This window comes from Streptomyces mirabilis (assembly GCF_039503195.1).
In the GTDB taxonomy this organism is placed as follows: Bacteria; Actinomycetota; Actinomycetes; order Streptomycetales; family Streptomycetaceae; genus Streptomyces; species Streptomyces mirabilis_D.
Genome location: NZ_JBCJKP010000001.1, coordinates 6,535,916 through 6,553,230, shown reverse-complemented (window position 1 = coordinate 6,553,230; position 17,315 = coordinate 6,535,916). Strand labels below are relative to the sequence as shown.

17 protein-coding genes are annotated in these 17,315 nt (G+C 69.7%); 7 read left to right on the top strand and 10 right to left on the bottom strand.

The genetic code is table 11. The annotated features are described in order from the left end of the window. Window positions 1-67 precede the first annotated feature (67 nt). The 3 genes from AAFF41_RS30295 to AAFF41_RS30285 are packed head-to-tail and all read left to right on the top strand — an operon-like array spanning window position 68 to window position 3,620. Window positions 68-592, top strand: coding sequence for a PadR family transcriptional regulator (locus tag AAFF41_RS30295; protein WP_101400410.1), 525 nt, complete (start codon window positions 68-70; stop codon window positions 590-592). Continuing rightward, window positions 589-1,275 (top strand): ABC transporter ATP-binding protein, encoded by a 687-nt coding sequence (locus tag AAFF41_RS30290; RefSeq protein WP_097286090.1) that lies wholly within the window; start codon window positions 589-591, stop codon window positions 1,273-1,275. The genes AAFF41_RS30295 and AAFF41_RS30290 overlap by 4 nt, the downstream gene beginning before the upstream one ends. Next, window positions 1,272-3,620 (top strand): ABC transporter permease, encoded by a 2,349-nt coding sequence (locus AAFF41_RS30285; protein ID WP_343324934.1) that lies wholly within the window; start codon window positions 1,272-1,274, stop codon window positions 3,618-3,620. The genes AAFF41_RS30290 and AAFF41_RS30285 overlap by 4 nt, the downstream gene beginning before the upstream one ends. A gap of 22 nt (window positions 3,621-3,642) precedes the next feature. Here the strand turns inward: AAFF41_RS30285 and AAFF41_RS30280 are convergent, their stop codons facing one another. Next, the gene (locus AAFF41_RS30280) at window positions 3,643-4,596 is read right to left on the bottom strand and encodes a LysR substrate-binding domain-containing protein (protein ID WP_319746862.1); all 954 of its coding nucleotides are present in this window, start codon (window positions 4,594-4,596) and stop codon (window positions 3,643-3,645) included. 215 nt (window positions 4,597-4,811) lie between these two features. Here AAFF41_RS30280 and AAFF41_RS30275 point away from each other — a divergent pair, with 215 nt between their 5' ends. Further along, complete coding sequence (locus tag AAFF41_RS30275; protein WP_054235005.1) at window positions 4,812-5,366, top strand: peroxiredoxin; 555 nt, start codon at window positions 4,812-4,814, stop codon at window positions 5,364-5,366. A 6-nt stretch (window positions 5,367-5,372) separates the two neighbouring features. Beyond that, window positions 5,373-5,906 carry an alkyl hydroperoxide reductase gene (locus AAFF41_RS30270; RefSeq protein ID WP_343324933.1) on the top strand — a complete coding sequence of 178 codons (534 nt, stop codon included), beginning with the start codon at window positions 5,373-5,375 and terminating at the stop codon, window positions 5,904-5,906. Window positions 5,907-6,189: 283 nt separating this feature from the next. Here AAFF41_RS30270 and AAFF41_RS30265 read toward each other — a convergent pair whose 3' ends face one another. From AAFF41_RS30265 to AAFF41_RS30250, 4 genes are all read right to left on the bottom strand, one after another. Beyond that, complete coding sequence (locus AAFF41_RS30265; protein WP_319746720.1) at window positions 6,190-7,632, bottom strand: AI-2E family transporter; 1,443 nt, start codon at window positions 7,630-7,632, stop codon at window positions 6,190-6,192. 134 nt (window positions 7,633-7,766) lie between these two features. Next, window positions 7,767-8,459 carry an aggregation-promoting factor C-terminal-like domain-containing protein gene (locus AAFF41_RS30260; RefSeq protein WP_319746723.1) on the bottom strand — a complete coding sequence of 231 codons (693 nt, stop codon included), beginning with the start codon at window positions 8,457-8,459 and terminating at the stop codon, window positions 7,767-7,769. Between the two features lie 495 nt (window positions 8,460-8,954). Further along, a complete protein-coding gene (gene phoH2 / locus AAFF41_RS30255; protein WP_054235001.1) occupies window positions 8,955-10,280 on the bottom strand; it encodes an RNA 5'-3' helicase PhoH2 in 1,326 nt (441 codons plus the stop codon). Window positions 10,281-10,577: 297 nt separating this feature from the next. Continuing rightward, on the bottom strand, window positions 10,578-11,351 hold the full coding sequence (locus tag AAFF41_RS30250) for an isoprenyl transferase (protein ID WP_319746725.1): 774 nt from the start codon (window positions 11,349-11,351) through the stop codon (window positions 10,578-10,580). A 604-nt stretch (window positions 11,352-11,955) separates the two neighbouring features. Here AAFF41_RS30250 and AAFF41_RS30245 point away from each other — a divergent pair. Beyond that, on the top strand, window positions 11,956-12,291 hold the full coding sequence (locus AAFF41_RS30245) for a DUF192 domain-containing protein (protein WP_319746727.1): 336 nt from the start codon (window positions 11,956-11,958) through the stop codon (window positions 12,289-12,291). A gap of 315 nt (window positions 12,292-12,606) precedes the next feature. Beyond that, window positions 12,607-13,755 (top strand): winged helix DNA-binding domain-containing protein, encoded by a 1,149-nt coding sequence (locus tag AAFF41_RS30240; RefSeq protein WP_319746729.1) that lies wholly within the window; start codon window positions 12,607-12,609, stop codon window positions 13,753-13,755. A gap of 12 nt (window positions 13,756-13,767) precedes the next feature. Here AAFF41_RS30240 and AAFF41_RS30235 read toward each other — a convergent pair whose 3' ends face one another. The 5 genes from AAFF41_RS30235 to AAFF41_RS30215 all read right to left on the bottom strand — a co-directional run bounded on the left by AAFF41_RS30235 (window position 13,768) and on the right by AAFF41_RS30215 (window position 17,292). Next, the gene (locus AAFF41_RS30235) at window positions 13,768-14,541 is read right to left on the bottom strand and encodes a class I SAM-dependent methyltransferase (RefSeq protein ID WP_319746731.1); all 774 of its coding nucleotides are present in this window, start codon (window positions 14,539-14,541) and stop codon (window positions 13,768-13,770) included. A 99-nt stretch (window positions 14,542-14,640) separates the two neighbouring features. After that, window positions 14,641-15,102: a GNAT family N-acetyltransferase gene (locus AAFF41_RS30230; RefSeq protein WP_319746733.1), complete on the bottom strand. Its 462-nt coding sequence runs from the start codon at window positions 15,100-15,102 to the stop codon at window positions 14,641-14,643. A 38-nt stretch (window positions 15,103-15,140) separates the two neighbouring features. Then, on the bottom strand, window positions 15,141-16,013 hold the full coding sequence (locus AAFF41_RS30225) for an LLM class flavin-dependent oxidoreductase (protein ID WP_319746735.1): 873 nt from the start codon (window positions 16,011-16,013) through the stop codon (window positions 15,141-15,143). A gap of 40 nt (window positions 16,014-16,053) precedes the next feature. Further along, on the bottom strand, window positions 16,054-16,653 hold the full coding sequence (locus tag AAFF41_RS30220; RefSeq protein ID WP_319746737.1) for a dihydrofolate reductase family protein: 600 nt from the start codon (window positions 16,651-16,653) through the stop codon (window positions 16,054-16,056). Window positions 16,654-16,665: 12 nt separating this feature from the next. Beyond that, entirely contained in the window at window positions 16,666-17,292 is a 627-nt protein-coding gene (locus AAFF41_RS30215; protein WP_343324932.1) for an OmpA family protein, read from the bottom strand. Between the last annotated feature and the right edge of the window lie 23 nt (window positions 17,293-17,315).

Here is a 17,315-nt window from a genome sequence, read left to right as displayed (position 1 = left end):
GGGCCCACCATGATCTATTCGCGGTGTGTATACGTGCGGTGTATACGCCGTGTGTAGAGTGCTCGGCATGTCCATCGGTCACACCCTCCTAGGACTCCTGGAGTCCGGGCCCCGCCACGGTTACGACCTGAAGCGGGCCTTCGACGAGAAGTTCGGTCACGACCGGCCGCTGCACTACGGCCAGGTCTACTCGACGATGTCGCGACTGCTCAAGCACGGACTCGTCGAGGTCGACGGGATAGAGGCGGGCGGCGGCCCGGAGCGGAAGCGGTACGCGATCACCGACGCCGGGATCACCGACGTACAGCGGTGGCTCGCGACGCCGGAGAAGCCCGAGCCGTATCTGCAGTCGACCCTCTACACGAAGGTCGTCCTCGCGCTGCTCACGCACCGGGACGCGTCCGAGATCCTCGACACACAGCGCTCCGAGCACCTGCGGATGATGCGCATCCTGACGGACCGCAAGCGCAAGGGCGACCTCGCCGACCAGCTGATCTGCGACCACGCCCTCTTCCACCTGGAGGCCGACCTGCGGTGGCTGGAGCTCACCGCCGCGCGCCTCGAAAAACTCGCCGAGGCGGTAACCCGATGACCCCCGCAGGCTCCCTGCTCACGGCCCACGACCTGCGCAAGGCGTACGGCCCCACCAGCGCCCTCGACGGCGCCGAGTTCTCGATCCACCCGGGCGAGGTCGTCGCCGTGATGGGCCCCTCCGGCTCCGGCAAGTCGACCCTCCTGCACTGCCTGGCCGGCATCGTGACACCGGACTCCGGGTCCATCGTCTACAACGGCCAGGAGATGGCGACCATGAACGACGCCCAGCGCAGCGCGCTGCGGCGCAGCGAGTTCGGGTTCGTGTTCCAGTTCGGGCAGCTCGTTCCCGAACTGACCTGCGTCGAGAACGTCGCCCTCCCGCTGCGGCTCAACGGCACCGGGCGCAAGGAGGCCGAGCGAACCGCCCTGTCCTGGATGGAACGGCTGGAGGTCGACGACCTCAAGGGCAAGCGGCCGGGCGAGATATCCGGCGGCCAGGGACAGCGGGTCGCCGTGGCCCGGGCACTGGTCACCAGCCCGCGCGTACTCTTCGCGGACGAGCCCACCGGAGCACTCGACTCCTTCAACGGCGAACGCGTGATGGATCTGCTCACCGAGGCGGCCCGCTCGACCAACGCCGCCGTCGTCCTCGTCACGCACGAGGCACGGGTGGCCGCCTACTCGGACCGCGAGATCGTCGTACGCGACGGAAAGTCCCGCGACATGGAGCGGGTGGTATGAGCGCCGCTCCCAGCCTCCGGCAGTGGTCCAGAGACCTGGCCATGGGCGCCAAGTTCGCCTTCACCGGCGGACGCGAGGGCTGGATGCGCGCGGTCCTCACGGCCGTCGGGGTCGGGCTCGGCGTCGCGCTGCTGCTGCTCACCACGGCGCTGCCGAGTGCGCTCCAGGCCCGCAGCGACCGCGAGAAGGCCCGTACGGACATCACGTTCACCGATGTGGGCATACCCAAGGCGTCCGATCGGACCCTTCTCGTCGCGGCCGTCGACGACACCTACCGCGACAAGGACATCCGCGGACGCGAGGTGCAAGCCGAGGGGGCCCGGGCGCCGCTGCCGCCAGGGGTGAAGAAGCTCCCGGCGCCGGGCGAGATGGTGGTCTCCCCCGCGCTGGCGGACCTGCTGAAGTCCGGCAGCGGGAAACTGCTGCGCGAGCGGCTGCCCTACCGCACCATCGGCACCATCGGGGAGCCCGGTCTCGTCGGCGCGAACGAACTCAGCTTCTACGCGGGCGCCGACAACCTCGCCCCGCGGATCGACGGCTCCAGAGTGACCCGTATCGACCACTTCGGGGAGCCCCTCGGGCCGCCCGACCGACTGGACCCGGTACTCCTCCTCCTGATCATCGTCGTCTTCGTGGTGCTGCTGCTGCCGGTCGGTGTCTTCATCGCCGCGGCCGTGCGCTTCGGCGGCGAGCGGCGCGACCGGCGGCTCGCGGCACTGCGCCTGGTCGGCTCCGACAGCCGGATGACCCGGCGGATCGCCGCGGGCGAGGCCCTCTCGGGCGCCGTCCTCGGGCTCGCCTTCGGCACCGTCTTCTTCCTGCTGGCCCGTCAACTGGCGGGATCCGTGGAGATCTTCGGCAAGAGCGTGTTCCCGAGCTATCTGAACCCCACGCCCGCACTGGCCGCCCTGGTCGCCGTCGCGGTGCCCGCGGCCGCGGTCCTCGTCACCCTGCTCGCACTGCGCGGGGTCGTCATCGAGCCGCTCGGAGTGGTCCGTGCGGCCAAGCCCGCGCGGCGCCGGCTGTGGTGGCGACTGCTGCTGCCGATCGGCGGGCTCGCGATGCTCTACCCGATGATCGGCAAGGGCAACACCAGCGGAAACTTCAACCAGTACCTGGTGATCGGCGGTGTCCTGCTGCTCCTGATCGGCGTCACGGCGCTGCTGCCCTGGATCGTCGAAACGGTCGTCGCCCGGCTCGGGTCCGGCTCGGTGTCCTGGCAACTCGCCATCCGCAGACTCCAGTTGAGCAGCGGAACGGCGGCCCGCATGGTCAACGGCATCGCGGTCGCGGTGGCCGGCGCCATCGCCCTGCAAATGCTGTTCGCCGGGGTCGAGGGCGACTACACCAAGGACACGTCGAACGACCTCCAGCGGGCGCAGATGCAGATCCGCCTCCCGTACGACGTCCCGCTCGACCAGGCCCGCGAGCAGTTCACGCGGACCAAGGGCGTACGACAGGTCACCACGATCGGCTCCGGTTCGCTGGGCGACAAGAAGCGGGACCCCACCACGTCCACGACCGTGACCGTCGGCAACTGCGCGTCGCTGCGCGAGGTGGCCACGCTGCCGACGTGCCGCGACGGCGACGTCTTCCTCGTCAAGGGCCCCGACAGCGACCTGGACGCGACGAAGCTCGGCAAGCCCGGCCGGACCCTCTACATCGACCCCTCCTACGCCGAGAGCTTCAGGGGCAGGCAGGCCGCCTGGACCGTGCCTCAGGACATCAAGGCAGCCCGGATCCGCACGGATGCGACGAACGGTCTGACCGGCGGCATCCTGTTCACCCCGAGCGCACTGCCGGCCGGGGCCGCGCAGGCGATCGAGGGCAACGCCTACCTGCAGATCGACCAGTCGGCACCGGACGTCTACGACCTCGTTCGCAACGCCACGGCGAAGCTCAGCCCGCTGGCCCACGCCTGGACCTGGGCGTCGACCGAGCAGGACAACCGCTACACCTCCATCCGCACCGGCCTGTCCGTCGGCGCGGCCTGCGTCCTGTTCCTGATCGGCGCGAGCCTGCTGGTCTCCCAGCTGGAACAACTGCGCGAGCGAAAGAAACTGCTCTCCGTCCTGGTCGCCTTCGGCACTCGACGCCGCACGCTGAGCCTGTCGGTGCTCTGGCAGACCGCGATCCCGATCGCGCTGGGTCTGTTGCTCGCTTCCGTGGTCGGCGTGACCCTGGGCGTGGTCCTGCAGAAGATGACGAGCGTCTCGGTGCGCGTGGACTGGCCGAGCCTGCTGTCGATGACCGGCATCGGCGCGGGAGTCGTCCTGCTGGTGACCGCACTCAGCCTGCCACCGCTGTTGCGCCTGATGCGGCCGGACGGCCTGCGCACCGAGTGACGGGTCCCGTGGGCCGGGGCGCTCAGGCGTCCCGGTCCCACACCCGTACAGGCAGCGGTCGCAGCGCTTCTCGGAGCGCTGCGGCCAGTTCTTCGTACTCGCCGCCGCGCGCGGCCCCGGCGCGCATCGCCAGCGCGATCCGCCGGGTCGGCGCCGGGTCCGCGAAGTAGCCGGTGAGGAGCTGGTTGCTGCGGGTCGTCTCGACCTTGACGGCGGTGCGCGGCAGCAGGGTGCAGCCGAGGCCGCCGGCGACGAGCTGGACCAGGGTCGACAGGCCCGCAGCCGTGGTGGTGACCGGCGCGTCCTCCCGGCCCGCCTCGCGGCAGATGTCCAGGGCCTGGTCGCGCAGACAGTGCCCCTCGTCGAGCAGGAGCAGATTGAGCTCGCGCAGGGCTTCGCGGGGGATTCCCTCCCGGCCGCCCAGCGAGTGGTCGAGCGGGGTGACGAGCACGAAGTCCTCGTCGAACAGCGGGAGTTCGGTGATGCCGGGCACACCGAGGGGGACGGCGAGCAGCAGCAGGTCGAGACGGCCGGAGGTCAGGCCGTCGAGGAGGTTGGCGGTCTGCTCCTCGTGGACCTGGAGGTCGAGGTCCGGGTAGCGGTCGTGGACCAGGTTGAGGACGGTGGGCAGGAGGTAGGGCGCGACGGTGGGGATGACGCCGAGGCGCAGGGCCCCGGTGAACGGCGCCCGTACCGCCTCCGCCTCCTCCATGAGCGCGCCGACCTCGTCCAGTACCGCCTTCGCGCGTACGGCGAGACGCTCGCCGGCGGGTGAGAGCAGCACCTTGCGGGTCGTACGCTCCAGGAGGGTCACGCCGAGCGTCTCCTCCAGGACGGACACCGCGCCCGACAGCGCGGGCTGGCTCATGCCGATCGCGGCGGCCGCGTCACGGAAGTGCAGGTGCTCGGCCACGGCGGCGAAGGCGCGCAGCTGGGCGAGGCTCGGCTGACGGCGCCCGTTCCCCTTGGAACTCATGGCTCCCTTGCCGCTCATGGAGCCCTTGGAGCTTGCGTTGCCCATCGGGCTGGCCATGGCCGTACCTCTTACTCATAGTCACTGATAGATGCAGTCGATCAACACGACCGAGTGTAGCTATTTCCGTAATCAATGCAGCGTGTGCCAACATCAGCTTCGTCCAACCCTCGGGAAACGCCCCCAAAAAGGGCTTTTCCCCGCTGCAAGGAGAGCGCGTGCTCACTGTCGGTGACAAGTTCCCCGAGTTCGATCTGACCGCCTGTGTCTCGCTGGAGAAGGGCGAGGAGTTCCAGCAGATCAACCACAAGACCTACGAGGGTCAGTGGAAGGTGATCTTCGCATGGCCCAAGGACTTCACCTTCGTGTGCCCGACCGAGATCGCGGCCTTCGGCAAGCTGAACGACGAGTTCGCCGACCGTGACGCTCAGGTGCTCGGCTTCTCCGGCGACTCCGAGTTCGTGCACCACGCCTGGCGCAAGGACCACGACGACCTGCGTGACCTGCCGTTCCCGATGATGGCCGACTCGAAGCACGAGCTCATGCGTGACCTCGGCATCGAGGGCGAGGACGGCTTCGCCAAGCGTGCGGTGTTCATCGTCGACCAGAACAACGAGATCCAGTTCTCCATGGTGACCGCCGGTTCCGTCGGCCGTAACCCCAAGGAGGTCCTCCGGGTCCTCGACGCGCTCCAGACGGACGAGCTCTGCCCGTGCAACTGGACCAAGGGCGAGAACACCCTCGACCCGGTGGCGCTCCTGGCGGGTGAGTAACCCTCCATGTCCCTCGACGAACTGAAGTCCGACCTGCCGGACTACGCGAAGGACCTGCGGCTCAACCTCGGCTCCGTCATCGGCAACTCGGACCTTCCGCAGCAGCAGCTGTGGGGGACGGTGCTGGCGTGCGCGATCGCGGCGCGGTCGCCGCGGGTGCTGCGGGAGCTGGAGCCGGAGGCGAAGGCCCAGCTGTCGCCGGAGGCGTACACCGCCGCCAAGTCGGCTGCCGCGATCATGGCGATGAACAACGTCTTCTACCGCACGCGGCACCTGCTGTCGGACCCCGAGTACGGGACCCTGCGGGCCGGTCTGCGGATGAACGTCATCGGCAACCCCGGTGTCGAGAAGGTCGACTTCGAGCTGTGGTCGCTGGCGGTGTCCGCGGTCAACGGTTGCGGGCAGTGTCTTGACTCCCATGAGCAGGTGCTCCGCAAGGCGGGCGTCGACCGGGAGACGATCCAGGAGGCGTTCAAGATCGCTTCCGTGATCCAGGCGGTCGCCACGACGCTGGACGCCGAAGCCGTTCTCGCGGAGTAACCTCCGCCTCTTCTCTCAGGCCCCGTTCACCCTGCCCGGGTGGGCGGGGCCTCGCCTTTCACCCCGGGGCTCCGCCCCCGGACCCGGGTGAGTTCTTCGGCTGCGGCTGAGTGGGGGCTTGGCGCGCAGTTCCCGTGCCCCTGGGGCACGGGGCTCCGCCCCGGCGCCCCAGGCTTTCAGGGGCGCGGGCAACTGCGCGACCAACCCCCACAGGGCCTGCTGCCAAACGAATCCGGGCGGGCGGGGGATGCGGGGCGAAGCCCCCGCCTCAGGGGTGGAATCGTCACAGAGACGGGGGACGCACCGGGGCCACATCCACCGCGGTGGCGCCGCGCGGCTCCGGCGCGTGGCGCAGTGCCGGCTCGCGGGAGTACGAACGCAGGTATCCCACCACCGTGTTGGTGACCGCCACCAGCGGCACCGCCACCACGGCCCCGCCGATCCCGGCGACCAGCCCACCCGCCGCGACGGACAGCACCACCGCCAGCGGATGGACCCGCACGGCCCGCCCCAGAATGAACGGCTGGAGGATGTGGCCCTCGATCTGCTGGACCGCGAGCACGACGAGCAGCGTCATCAGCGCGGTGAACACACCCTGCGTCACCACCGCGACCACCACCGCCAACGCCCCCGACATCACCGCGCCCACCAGCGGAATGAACGCGAAGAGGAAGATGAAGACGGCGAGGGGCACGGCCATGGGGACGTTCAGGAAGTAGATGCCGAGGCCGATGAAGATCGCGTCGATCAGAGCCACTATCACCGTGCCGCGCACATAGGCCGTCAGGGTCCGCCACGCGCGGGGCCCCGCCCCGGCCACCCCCGGCCGTGCCGCCGCCGGCACCAGCTTCAGCGTCCACTCCCAGATCCGCTTGCCGTCGTAGAGAAGGAAGAGCGTCGAGAACATCGTCAGAAGGATGCCGGTCAGGGCTTCCACTATGACCGTCACGCCCTCCAGCCCCGCCGACGTGATCTGGTCCGTGTTCGCGCCGATCGCGTCCCGCAGGTTCTTGGCGATCTCGTTGATCTGCTTGTCCGTCACGTGGAACGGGCTGTTGAGGAGCCACTTGCGCAACTCGTCGATGCCGTCCTGGATCTGGTTCGAGAGGTTGTCGATGTTCTCCTGGACCTGCCAGACCACGAACCAGCCGACCAGCCCCATGATGACGAAGCCGAGGATCGCGGTGAGCGCGGTGGCGAGGCCCCTGGGGAATCCCACTCTCTTCAGGCGCGCCACGGTGGGCTGAAGGAGCGCGGTGATGAGCAGCGCGGCGACGAAGGCCAGTACGACTAGTTGTACGGCGCTGATCACCCGCATCAAGACCCAGAGGGTGCCCGCGAGAACGAGCAGCCGCCAGCCGGCCTCGGCCGCGACCCGTACGCCCCACGGCACGGCCAGGACGGGATCGGGCCGGGTGTCCGTCTCCGGCCCAAGGGTGTAGTGGGCGGCGGGGGCGGAGACGGCGGAGGGCTCCGACTCGGAATCGGATCCGGGTTCACGTTCGCGGATGGGTTCGGGAGCGGCGTCGGCAGGGGATGCGGAAGGCTTCGCGTCCGTCCATGCCGTCGTCGTGGAGCCGCGCGGCGACCGGTCGTCGGTCTCGTCGATCAGGTCGAGCGAGCCCCCCGACTCCTTCTCCACCTCGGCGCGGCGCTCGTCCAACCGCGCACCCAGCTCGGTCAGCCCGGCGCCGAGCCGACCGAGCAACCCTGGCACTCTCGACATGATCCGTCCTTTTCCCCCGCTTCTCCCCACCACTCCCCCCTGGAGTCGTCGGTTCCGACCGTACATGGCCGAAGCCCCTCCCCCTAGGACGGGGAGGGGCTTCGAAAGGTTGAGCGGCCGGAGGTGACGACGGCTCAGTAGTTGCCGTGAGCCTGCCAGTACGACCAGGCATCGCAAGGGCTGCCGTAGCGGTCGTTCATGTAGTTGAGGCCCCACTTGATCTGCGTGGCCGGGTTGGTCTGCCAGTCGGCACCGACGGACGCCATCTTGCTGCCGGGCAGCGACTGCACGAGACCGTAGGCGCCGGACGAGGGGTTCTGCGCCCTGTAGTTCCAGGTGGACTCGTGGTCCACGATGTTGCTGAAGCACTGGAACTGACCGCTGGGGATGATCTGGCGCGCGATGGCCTGGACCTCAGCGACGGTGTACGAGGACTGCGGGGCCAGGCTGACAGCGGCAGCGGCACGCGTCTGGGAGCGGCTGGCCGCTTCCGCGGCATCCTTGCGCGCCTTGGCTTCCGCCGCGGCCTTCTGCTTCGCGACCGCGTCCTTGGCCGCCTGCTTACGGGCAGCCTCCTCCGCGTCCTTCTTGGCGCTCGCGTCCGCGGCGATGGCCTGTGCGTCGGCCTGCTGCGTCAGGGACGCGGTCTGCACCTGGGCCTGCTGGCCCGCGGGTATGTCCGCGAGGAGAGTCGAGTCGCTCGCCATCGCCTCGGCGTCGTTCGACGGCTGGCCGGTGTTGCCCGAGGCAACACCACTCACGGCGCCGACAGCGGTGACCGCGGTGGCCGAGGCCACTGCGAGTCCCCGGACCGAAATCCGGCTCACACGGTTTCCTTCCAGCATCGCCCGCTTAGGTGACCCTCGCGGACGCAATCGTGCCCCTGAACGCTGGCCTCCCAACTGCGGGGTCACGGGAGGCACGGGCCCGGTGGGCAACTCCCGTGACGGAAGTGCCGCGTGGTGCGCGGGCGGCATACGACGACTCTATGGAGTTCTGGTGTTCCTGAGGTGCGGTACCGCTGGGGGTACACGTGTGTCGTATGCGGGGCCTGACAGGAATGAGACTCTGCCGTAACCCGACGCCGCGAGGCAATTCCCAGTTGCGTGTGAAAGCTCACACCCCGTTTGCCCCAGGAGTTTTGCGGAAACAAGCGCGCACGAAGACGCCGCCCGGCTAGGCTCTTGGCCTTTTGCCGGGCGGCGTCAACTACCGTGCATCCACCACGTTTTGACCAACCGGGTCAAGTGGTGCCAGATGGATCCAGATGGGCCCAGGTGGAGTCAGACAGAGCCATAGGGAACCAGGTGGAACCAGGTGGGTCAGATCTGTCCGTCCTCCAGCATTTCGGTCACGAGCGCCGCGATCTGGGACCTCTCGGAGCGGTTCAATGTCACGTGCGCGAAGAGCGGATGACCCTTCAGTTTCTCCACGACGGCGACCACGCCGTCGTAGCGGCCGACGCGCAGATTGTCCCGCTGTGCCACGTCATGGGTGAGAACCACCCGCGAGTTGGCGCCGATGCGGGACAGAACGGTCAGCAGCACGTTCCGTTCCAGTGACTGGGCCTCGTCCACGATCACGAAGGCGTCGTGCAGGGAGCGGCCGCGGATGTGGGTGAGCGGCAGGACCTCCAGCATGCCGCGCGCGGTGACCTCCTCGATGACCTCGCGCGAGGTGACCGCCGACAGCGTGTCGAAGACCGCCTGCGCCCAGGGGCTCATCTTCTCGGACTCGGAGCCGGGCAGATAGCCGAGCTCCTGCCCGCCCACCGCGTACAGCGGCCGGAAGACCATCACCTTCTGGTGCTGGCGCCGCTCGAGCACGGCCTCCAGACCCGCGCAGAGCGCGAGCGCGGACTTGCCGGTGCCGGCCCGGCCGCCCATCGACACGATCCCGATGTCCGGGTCGAGCAGCAGATCGAGCGCGATGCGCTGCTCGGCGCTGCGGCCCTTGATGCCGAAGGCCTCCCGATCGCCGCGCACCAGCCGGACGTTGCCCTCGGAGGTGACACGGCCCAGGGCCTTGCCGCGCTCCGACTGGATCGTCAGACCGGTGTGCACCGGCAGGTCGGCCGCTTCGGGGACGTACGCGTGTCCCTCCTCGAAGAGGATGTCCACCTGCTCACCGGACAGGGTCAGTTCGGACATTCCGGTCCAGCCGGAGGAGCCCGTGATGGCCAGTTCCGCGCGGTACTCCTCGGCCAGGAGGCCGACGGACGAGGCCTTGATCCTGAGCGGCAGGTCCTTCGAGACGACGGTGACGTCGTACCCCTCGGCCTGCAGGTTGCGGGCGACCGCGAGGATGCGGGAGTCGTTGTCCCCCAGGCGGTACCCGCTGGGCAGGACGCTGGGGTCCGAGTGGTTGAGCTCGACGCGTACGGTCCCGCCGAGGTCCCCGATCGGGATGGGGGAGTCGAGGCGGCCGTGCCGCACCCGGAATTCGTCGAGCAGGCGCAGGGCCTGCCGGGCGAAGTAGCCGAGTTCCGGATGGTGCCTCTTGGCCTCCAGTTCCGTCACCACGACGATCGGAAGCACGACCTCGTGCTCGTCGAAGCGGCTCAGGGCGTTCGGGTCGGCCAGCAGGACGCTGGTGTCGAGAACATAGGTGCGCCGGTCGGGCTTGTGGCGCTTTGTGCTGGTCACCACGGAAGGACGTACCCCCTCGGATGAGGTCGGGGAGCGACGGAGAGGAGCTGGACCGGTCCTGGCCGCATTGCGCGGGCCGGAGACCGGCCCTCCGTCTCGTCCGTACTGACCGCACGGTCGGGCTGGTGCAAAGGGCCTCCCGGGCGGACGGCCCCGTGCCGTCCGCTGAGATACGACACCCGTGGTTCGGGCGTCGACCTGCATGGCTTATGCCCTCGAACATGCGCGGCCATGCAAGAGCATGTGACCACGCGTTCGTTAACTCCGGATGACGCGTACCCCTCGCACCCCTCTGGGTCAGCCTCCGTAGCGGCGGTGTCGCGCCGCGTAGTCGCGCAGGGCACGCAGGAAGTCGACCTTGCGGAACGCCGGCCAGAAGACTTCGCAGAAGTAGTACTCCGAATGGGCGGTCTGCCACAGCATGAATCCGGACAGCCGCTGCTCGCCGCTGGTACGGATCACGAGGTCGGGGTCGGGCTGGTCACTCGTATAGAGGTGCTTGCCGATGAGGTCGATGTCCACCGACTCGGCGATGTCCTCGATCGAGGAGCCCTTGTCGGCGGCGTCGAGGAGCATGGAGCGCACGGCGTCGGCGATCTCCTGGCGGCCGCCGTAGCCGATGGCGACGTTGACCAGTATCCCGTCGACGTGCGCGGTGGCCTCCTCGGCCTCCTTCAGCGCGGTCTGCATCTGGGAGGGCAGGATGTCCGGCGTGCCCACGTGGTGCACCCGCCAGCGGCCGTCGGCGGCGAGGGTGCGTACGACGCCCTCGATGATGCCGAGCAGGGGGACGAGCTCGTCCTCGGGGCGGTCGAAGTTGTCCGTCGACAGCAGCCAGAGGGTGACGACCTCGACGTCGGTCTCCGAGCACCAGCCGAGGAACTCCTCGATCTTGTCGGCACCGGCACGGTGCCCCTGGGCGGCCGTGCTGCCCGCCGCCTTCGCCCAGCGCCGGTTGCCGTCCATGATGACGCCGATGTGCTTGGGCACCTGGTCGTGGTCGAGGTGGCCCTCCACCCTGCGCGTGTAGAACCTGAGCAGCAGCCGGCGCAGGTTGTCCCGCAGGTTCACGTGTTGTCAGCCCCTCCGTGCGGATCGGACGGGCGCGGCAGAGCGGCCTCGCTCAGCGCAACCCCTGTCCATATGACGGTCCCCGGGGGCGAAGCCTACCCCCGTGAAACCAACGGTCCGGCAAGGGCCTGTCCGGTCGATCATGGTGGAGGAAAGCGGCGGCGCCGCGTCGATACCGGTGAACGGGGTGGGGGCGCTGCGTCACCAAGGCCGGTCGCCGGGGCCAGGGGGGCGCACGGGGGCGCAGGCCGAGGCGGCGGTGGGGTGGGGCGTGGGGGGACAAAAACGGGCCGGTCCGTGGGGGGAGACGGACCGGCCCGAGGGGGGGTTTCCACCATAACCCTTCGTAAGTGATGCTGCGTGCATCGGCGTGCCACAACTACTCTCCGAAACCGGACGACGACGCCACGGTGGCCCCGGAACCTCTCATTCAGGGCTCGATCATGGCCGAATCACAGCGGATTCAAAGGGAATGGAGAGGAAAACGGAGAGATCCGGAGAGTTTGCGACCAACTGCGCCTTCCCTGCCGACTCGCCCCCCGTACTCCGGGAGAGTGACGCGCCTTCGTGTCGCCCGCTTGACGGCGCCGCTAACTTCGCACCCATGGCCATGCTCACCACGCCGGGGATACCCGCACCGGTGCCGCTGGAGGTCGCCGCGTCGGCCCACGCCAGGCGCCGTGGACTGCTCGGGCGCGACGGGATCGACGGGGCCCTGCTGCTCTCGCCGGCCGCCGCGGTGCACACCCTGGGGATGCGGTTCGCGATCGACGTCGCCTATGTGGACCGGAAATTCCGCGTCCTGGCGGTACGGACGATGAAGCCGGGGCGCATGGGGTGGCCCCGTCCACGCTCCCGCCACATTCTGGAGGCGGAGGCCGGGGCGATGGAACGGTGGGGCGTACGGCGTGGGACACAGCTCACGGTGCACGACCGATGATGTGGCATGGGCCGCAGGTCACGGTGCACGACCGGTGATGCGGCGTCAGACGGGGGCGCAGCACCGCGCAGCCCCCTCCACTGCGCGGTGCCACACGCGCAGCTTTGCTCACGCGAATTACCTTGGTCCGAACTTACGTGAGGCGAACAGCCCAGACGACCCACCCCCGATAACGATGTGGAAAACCTGTGCAGAAGTCCGTCATGCGGACGGACATGTCAGCCATGACAGGTCGCATCAGGGTGTTTTCGGTCAATCGGTTCCCGGGTGCTCCAGCGGACAAGTTCTGACCTCATTCCCTCCTACCTTCGCCGCATGACCCTGAAGATCACATGGAACGAGGCGAGCGCGCGCCGCATGGAGCGCCAGTCCCTGGCCGTTCCGGCGCGCGGCGGGACCACGGTCGCCGATGTCGTCGGCGCGATGCTCGGCGCGCACGCACAGGTCCTGTCGGCGGCCGAGGTGTCCGTGGGCGTACGCGCCGACGGGGTCACGCGGGCAGACGTACGCTCCGCGCTCTGGGAGGACCGCTCGCTGGTGAAGACGTACGGACCGCGCGGCACCGTCCATCTGCTCCCCACCGCGGAACTCCCCCTCTGGACGGCCGCGTTGACGGCGATCCCGTCCGGCCGGAGCCCCTTCGCACCCGCCGTCCGGCTCACCGAGGAGCAGGCGGACGAGGTCGTGGCGGCGATCGGGGACGCCCTGGACGGCGCGCGGCTGACCATCGACGAGTTGAGCGACGAGGTGGTGGCACGCACCGGGTCCTGGGCCGGGGACCTGGTGATGCCCGCGTTCCAGGGCATGTGGCCGCGCTGGCGGCAGGTCATGCACCGGGCGGGTCAGCGCGGCGCGCTGTGCTTCGCCCCGAACCGGGGTCGCAAGGTGACGTACACCCGGCCCCCGCACTTCGAGCCGCTCGCCGCCGACGAGGGGCTCGCCCTGCTCGTAGGGCGCTATCTGCGCGCGTACGGACCGGCGACGCCGGGGCGGTTCGCCAAGTGGGCTGCGGCCCCGCGCGGTTGGGCCACGGAGTTCTTCGCCTCGCTGGCGGGGGCGGGGGTCATCGAGGAGGTCGACTTCGAGGGGCCGGCGTGGGTCGCGGCGGGCGACACGGAGTTTCCGGGGGCGCCGGTGCGCGGGGTGCGGCTGCTTCCGTACTTCGACGCGTACGCCATCGCCGCGGGTCCCCGCGAGATGCTCTTCCCCGGACCGGCGTACGCGCGTGCACTCGCGGGCGGTCAGGCCGGGAACTTCCCCGTGCTGCTGGTCGACGGTGTGGTGGCCGGGGTCTGGCACCAGAGGCGCCGGGGAGGGCGTACGACGGTCGCCGTGGAGCCGTGGGAAGGGCTGACGGCACAGCGGGAACGGGAGTTGGCGGAGCAGGTGGAACGGGTGGGCGAAATCCTGGAGGCGAGAGCGGAGTTGGTGGTGGGGAGGGTGACGGCGGGCCCGCACGCCTGAGCCACCGCTCCCCTACGGGTGACGCGGCTTGCGCGCCTCGATCAGGAAGCGGGCGCTGTGGGCGACGAACGGGCCCTTCGCCTCGATCCGCTCGTGCAGGGCACGCAGCTCGGTCCGGTACCGGTCGACGGTGAAGCCGGGGACCATCCAGACCACCTTGCGCAGGAAGTGGACGACGGCACCGATGTCGTGGAACTCGATGCGCAGCCGCTCCGCGCGCAGGTCGACGACGTCGAGCCCGGCGGCCTCGGCGGCGGCGCGGGCGCGGTCCGGGTGCCGGCCGTTCCTGACGTCCTGCGACAGCGGTCCGAGGAAGTACTCGACGAGTTCGAAGACACTCGCCGGGCCGACCTGCTGGGAGAAGTACGTGCCGCCGGGGCGCAGGACGCGCGCGATCTCGGACCAGTGCGTCGTGACCGGGTGCCGGCTGGTGACCAGGTCGAAGGCGCCGTCCGCGAAGGGCAGCGGGGCGTCCTCGGGAGAGGCGACGACCACGGCGCCACGGGGGTGCAGCAGGGCGGTGGCCTTCGCGACGTTCGGGGGCCAGCCCTCGGTGGCGACGATGAGCGGGGGCAGCGACGGCGCGGAGGCCAGCACCTCACCGCCACCGGTCTGGATGTCCAACGCGGCGGACGCGCACGCCAGCCGCTCCCCCATCGCCCGCGCATACCCCCAAGAGGGCCGCTCCTCGGTGGCACGCCCCTCGAACCAGGAAAAGTCCCAGCCCTCGACGGACGCCGCCACACCCTCGTCCACGAGGGCTTCGAAGGTACGGGTGGTGGTCATGGGGGGATCTTCTCAAGGGAGTGGCGGGGAGACGAGGGATTTTCCTTCGGGCAACGGGGTTCCGGGGCCGGGCGGCCAGGGTGCTCGTCGCCCGTGCCTTCACTCCCCAGGGAGTACGAGCAGGGTGTGGTCGTCGTCGCCGTGGCGGATGGTGTCGTGGTGGTGGAAGCCGTGGCGTTCCAGGAGGCGTATGGACGCGGTGTTGCCTGTGAAGGGGTCGGCGTACAGGGGGCGGTTCTTCTCCCGTTCGAGGAAGTGGGTCAGAGCCTTGGTGCCGATCCCCCGGCCCCAGTACGGGCGGCCGAACCAGTAGCCGATGAAGCGCCGCTCGCCGTCCCACCAGGAGACGAGGTTCCCCGCCGGCACACCGTCCACGGTGACCGTCTGCACGAGGACGGTGTCGTCACCGAGGATCCTGGTCCTCCAGTGGGACATGAACGCCTCCCGCGTCCGGGGCTCGAACCTCGACCGCCGGGCCGCCTCGGGATCGTGCTCGTAGACCAGGAACAGGTCGAGGTCGGCTTCGACCACGTCCCTCAGTCGCACGTCGTCATCGCTCATACCGACGAGTGTGGCAGCGGGTACTGACAACCTCCGGCCTACGTGATGAGCGGCCGTACTCCCTCCGCCGCGAACCGTACGAAGGCCTCGGCGTCCGGTTCGTCGGCGGTCGGCTGGAGGACCACGGTGTCGGCACCCGCCTCCGCGAGGCGCTGTACGGCCTTGGCGACCGCCCCCGCGTCCCCGGCGACGCCGTGCTCCGGCAGCGGATCCTCACCGTTCGCCTCGATCTCGGCGCGCAGCCGGGCCGCCGCGTCCGGACCGGTGGCCGTGTGGAGGTAGACGACCACCCGGTGGTGGTCGGTCCGGCCCGCCGACTCCCGCCCCTCGTCGATGAGCCGACGTGCCCGCCGTACTCCATCGGGCCCGGTGGCGGCGGTGAGGACGGTCCCGTCGGCGGCGGCCCCGGAGAGCCGGAGCGAACGCGGCCCGCCGGCGCCCGCGAGCACCTCCGGTGCCCCCGCCGGGGGCCAGTCGAGGGCGACGCCGTCCAGCTTCACGTACCGGCCGTCCGTACTGACCCGCTCGCCCCGCAGCAGCGCGCGCAGCGCGTCGAGGTACTCGTGCAGCAGCGTCACGGGCGACTCCGCACGCGCACCGACCTGCCCCATCCAGTCCTGTACGCCGTGACCGACGCCCAGGATCGCGCGCCCCGGGAACATCCGGTGCAGCGTCGCGGCCTCCATCGCGGTGACCGCGACGTTGCGCAGCGGGACGGGCAGCAGGCCCACGCCGACCCGGACCCGTTCGGTCCAGGCGAGGGCGGCCGCCGCGGCCGAGATGCCCCCTTCGAGGAAGCAGTCCTCCCACAGCCACAGCTCCTCCAGGCCCGCGTCGTCCGCCGCGCGCGCGACGGCCCGCAGACACTCAGGGGGCAGTTGGGGCCGGAACACCACGCCAAGAACAGTCATGGAGCCTTCCTACCGATGCCCCGGCTCGCGGACAACACCTTTACGCGTCGGCGGTTCCGGTAGCGGGGGCGGGGGCGGTGCTGTCGCGTTCGTAGCGCAGGAGTACGACCCCGTTGCCGAAGGCCCGTGACTCGGCGAACCGGAGACCGGTCGGGGTGTGCGACTCCGGGAACAGGGGTTTGCCGCCGCCGATCAGCACCGGATGGACGTACACCCGGAACTCGTCGACCAGGTCGTGCCGCAGGAACGCGGCCGTGAGGTCGGCGCCGCCGAGGCCGAGGTCCCCGCCGGGCTGTTCCTTGAGCGCCCTTACCTCGTCCGGTACGACGTCCCGGACGATCGTGGTGTTCCAGTCGGCGCTCCCCAGCGTCCGCGAGTACACGTACTTGGGGATGTCCCGCCAGATCCCCGCGAACTCGGCCACCTCGGCCGTACTGTGCGGATCCTGGTCGGCGGTCGGCCAGAACCCGGCCATCAGCTCGTGCGTCACGCGGCCTTCCAGCAGGCCCCCGAGCTTCCTGATCTCCTCGTTGAAGTGCTGGTGCAGCTCCGCGTCGACGCGGTGCCAGTCGATCTCACGGTTCGGTCCCTCGATGAATCCGTCCAGGGACACCGACATCATCAGGACGATTCTTCTCATGTCACCAGGTTCTCAGCTCTGGGCTCCCGAGGAGGCGCTGTTCACCGCACCGCGTGGGAACGTCACCTCCACCCGGCGGTTCTTCCGGCGGCCCTCCTCCGAGGTGTTGTCCGCGATCGGGTAGTCCTCGCTGTAGCCGCGCACCTCGAACGTGACGTCCGTCGAGCCGAGCGCCGCCGCCAGTTCGTCGTGGACGATCTCCGCGCGCTTCTTGGAGAGGACCAGGCCGTGGGCGTACGAGCCGAGGTTGTCGGTGAACCCGAACACCCTGACCGTCGTCGCCTTCTGGTTCTTGATCTCGTCCGCGATCGCCTGGATACGGGAACGGGCGTCGGGGTTCAGCTTCGAACTGTCCTTGGGGAACAGCACCTCCGCCTGCAACGCGAACGTCACGTCCGAGTTCGTGTCCTCCCGCCGCTCCTCACCCCCGAGGTCCTCGACGACCGACTTGATGTCCAACACCTTGGCCGGCGCGAGCGTGGCGCCGTCGGCGAGCTTCAGGCCGGGGCTGGTGGGGTCGACGGTGGGGGGTGGGGAGGTGGTCAGACTGCCCGGAGGTGCGCTCGGGTTCCCGCCGTCCGCGTACGCCTGGGAACCGCTGAGAGTCAGAGTGCCCAGGACGGCGATCGTCGTGAACATGGTGGCCACAGTGCGGGAGGTCA

Excerpts from the sequence above, each read along its gene's own strand:
- AAFF41_RS30295 (WP_101400410.1), top strand. The coding sequence starts at position 68 with ATGTCCATCGGTCACACCCTCCTAGGACTCCTGGAGTCCGGGCCCCGC.
- AAFF41_RS30290 (WP_097286090.1), top strand. The coding sequence starts at position 589 with ATGACCCCCGCAGGCTCCCTGCTCACGGCCCACGACCTGCGCAAGGCG.
- AAFF41_RS30285 (WP_343324934.1), top strand. The coding sequence starts at position 1,272 with ATGAGCGCCGCTCCCAGCCTCCGGCAGTGGTCCAGAGACCTGGCCATG.
- AAFF41_RS30280 (WP_319746862.1), bottom strand. The coding sequence starts at position 4,596 with ATGAGTTCCAAGGGGAACGGGCGCCGTCAGCCGAGCCTCGCCCAGCTG.
- AAFF41_RS30270 (WP_343324933.1), top strand. The coding sequence starts at position 5,373 with ATGTCCCTCGACGAACTGAAGTCCGACCTGCCGGACTACGCGAAGGAC.
- AAFF41_RS30265 (WP_319746720.1), bottom strand. The coding sequence starts at position 7,632 with ATGTCGAGAGTGCCAGGGTTGCTCGGTCGGCTCGGCGCCGGGCTGACC.
- AAFF41_RS30245 (WP_319746727.1), top strand. The coding sequence starts at position 11,956 with ATGGCCATGCTCACCACGCCGGGGATACCCGCACCGGTGCCGCTGGAG.
- AAFF41_RS30240 (WP_319746729.1), top strand. The coding sequence starts at position 12,607 with ATGACCCTGAAGATCACATGGAACGAGGCGAGCGCGCGCCGCATGGAG.
- AAFF41_RS30235 (WP_319746731.1), bottom strand. The coding sequence starts at position 14,541 with ATGACCACCACCCGTACCTTCGAAGCCCTCGTGGACGAGGGTGTGGCG.
- AAFF41_RS30230 (WP_319746733.1), bottom strand. The coding sequence starts at position 15,102 with ATGAGCGATGACGACGTGCGACTGAGGGACGTGGTCGAAGCCGACCTC.
- AAFF41_RS30225 (WP_319746735.1), bottom strand. The coding sequence starts at position 16,013 with ATGACTGTTCTTGGCGTGGTGTTCCGGCCCCAACTGCCCCCTGAGTGT.
- AAFF41_RS30220 (WP_319746737.1), bottom strand. The coding sequence starts at position 16,653 with ATGAGAAGAATCGTCCTGATGATGTCGGTGTCCCTGGACGGATTCATC.
- AAFF41_RS30215 (WP_343324932.1), bottom strand. The coding sequence starts at position 17,292 with ATGTTCACGACGATCGCCGTCCTGGGCACTCTGACTCTCAGCGGTTCC.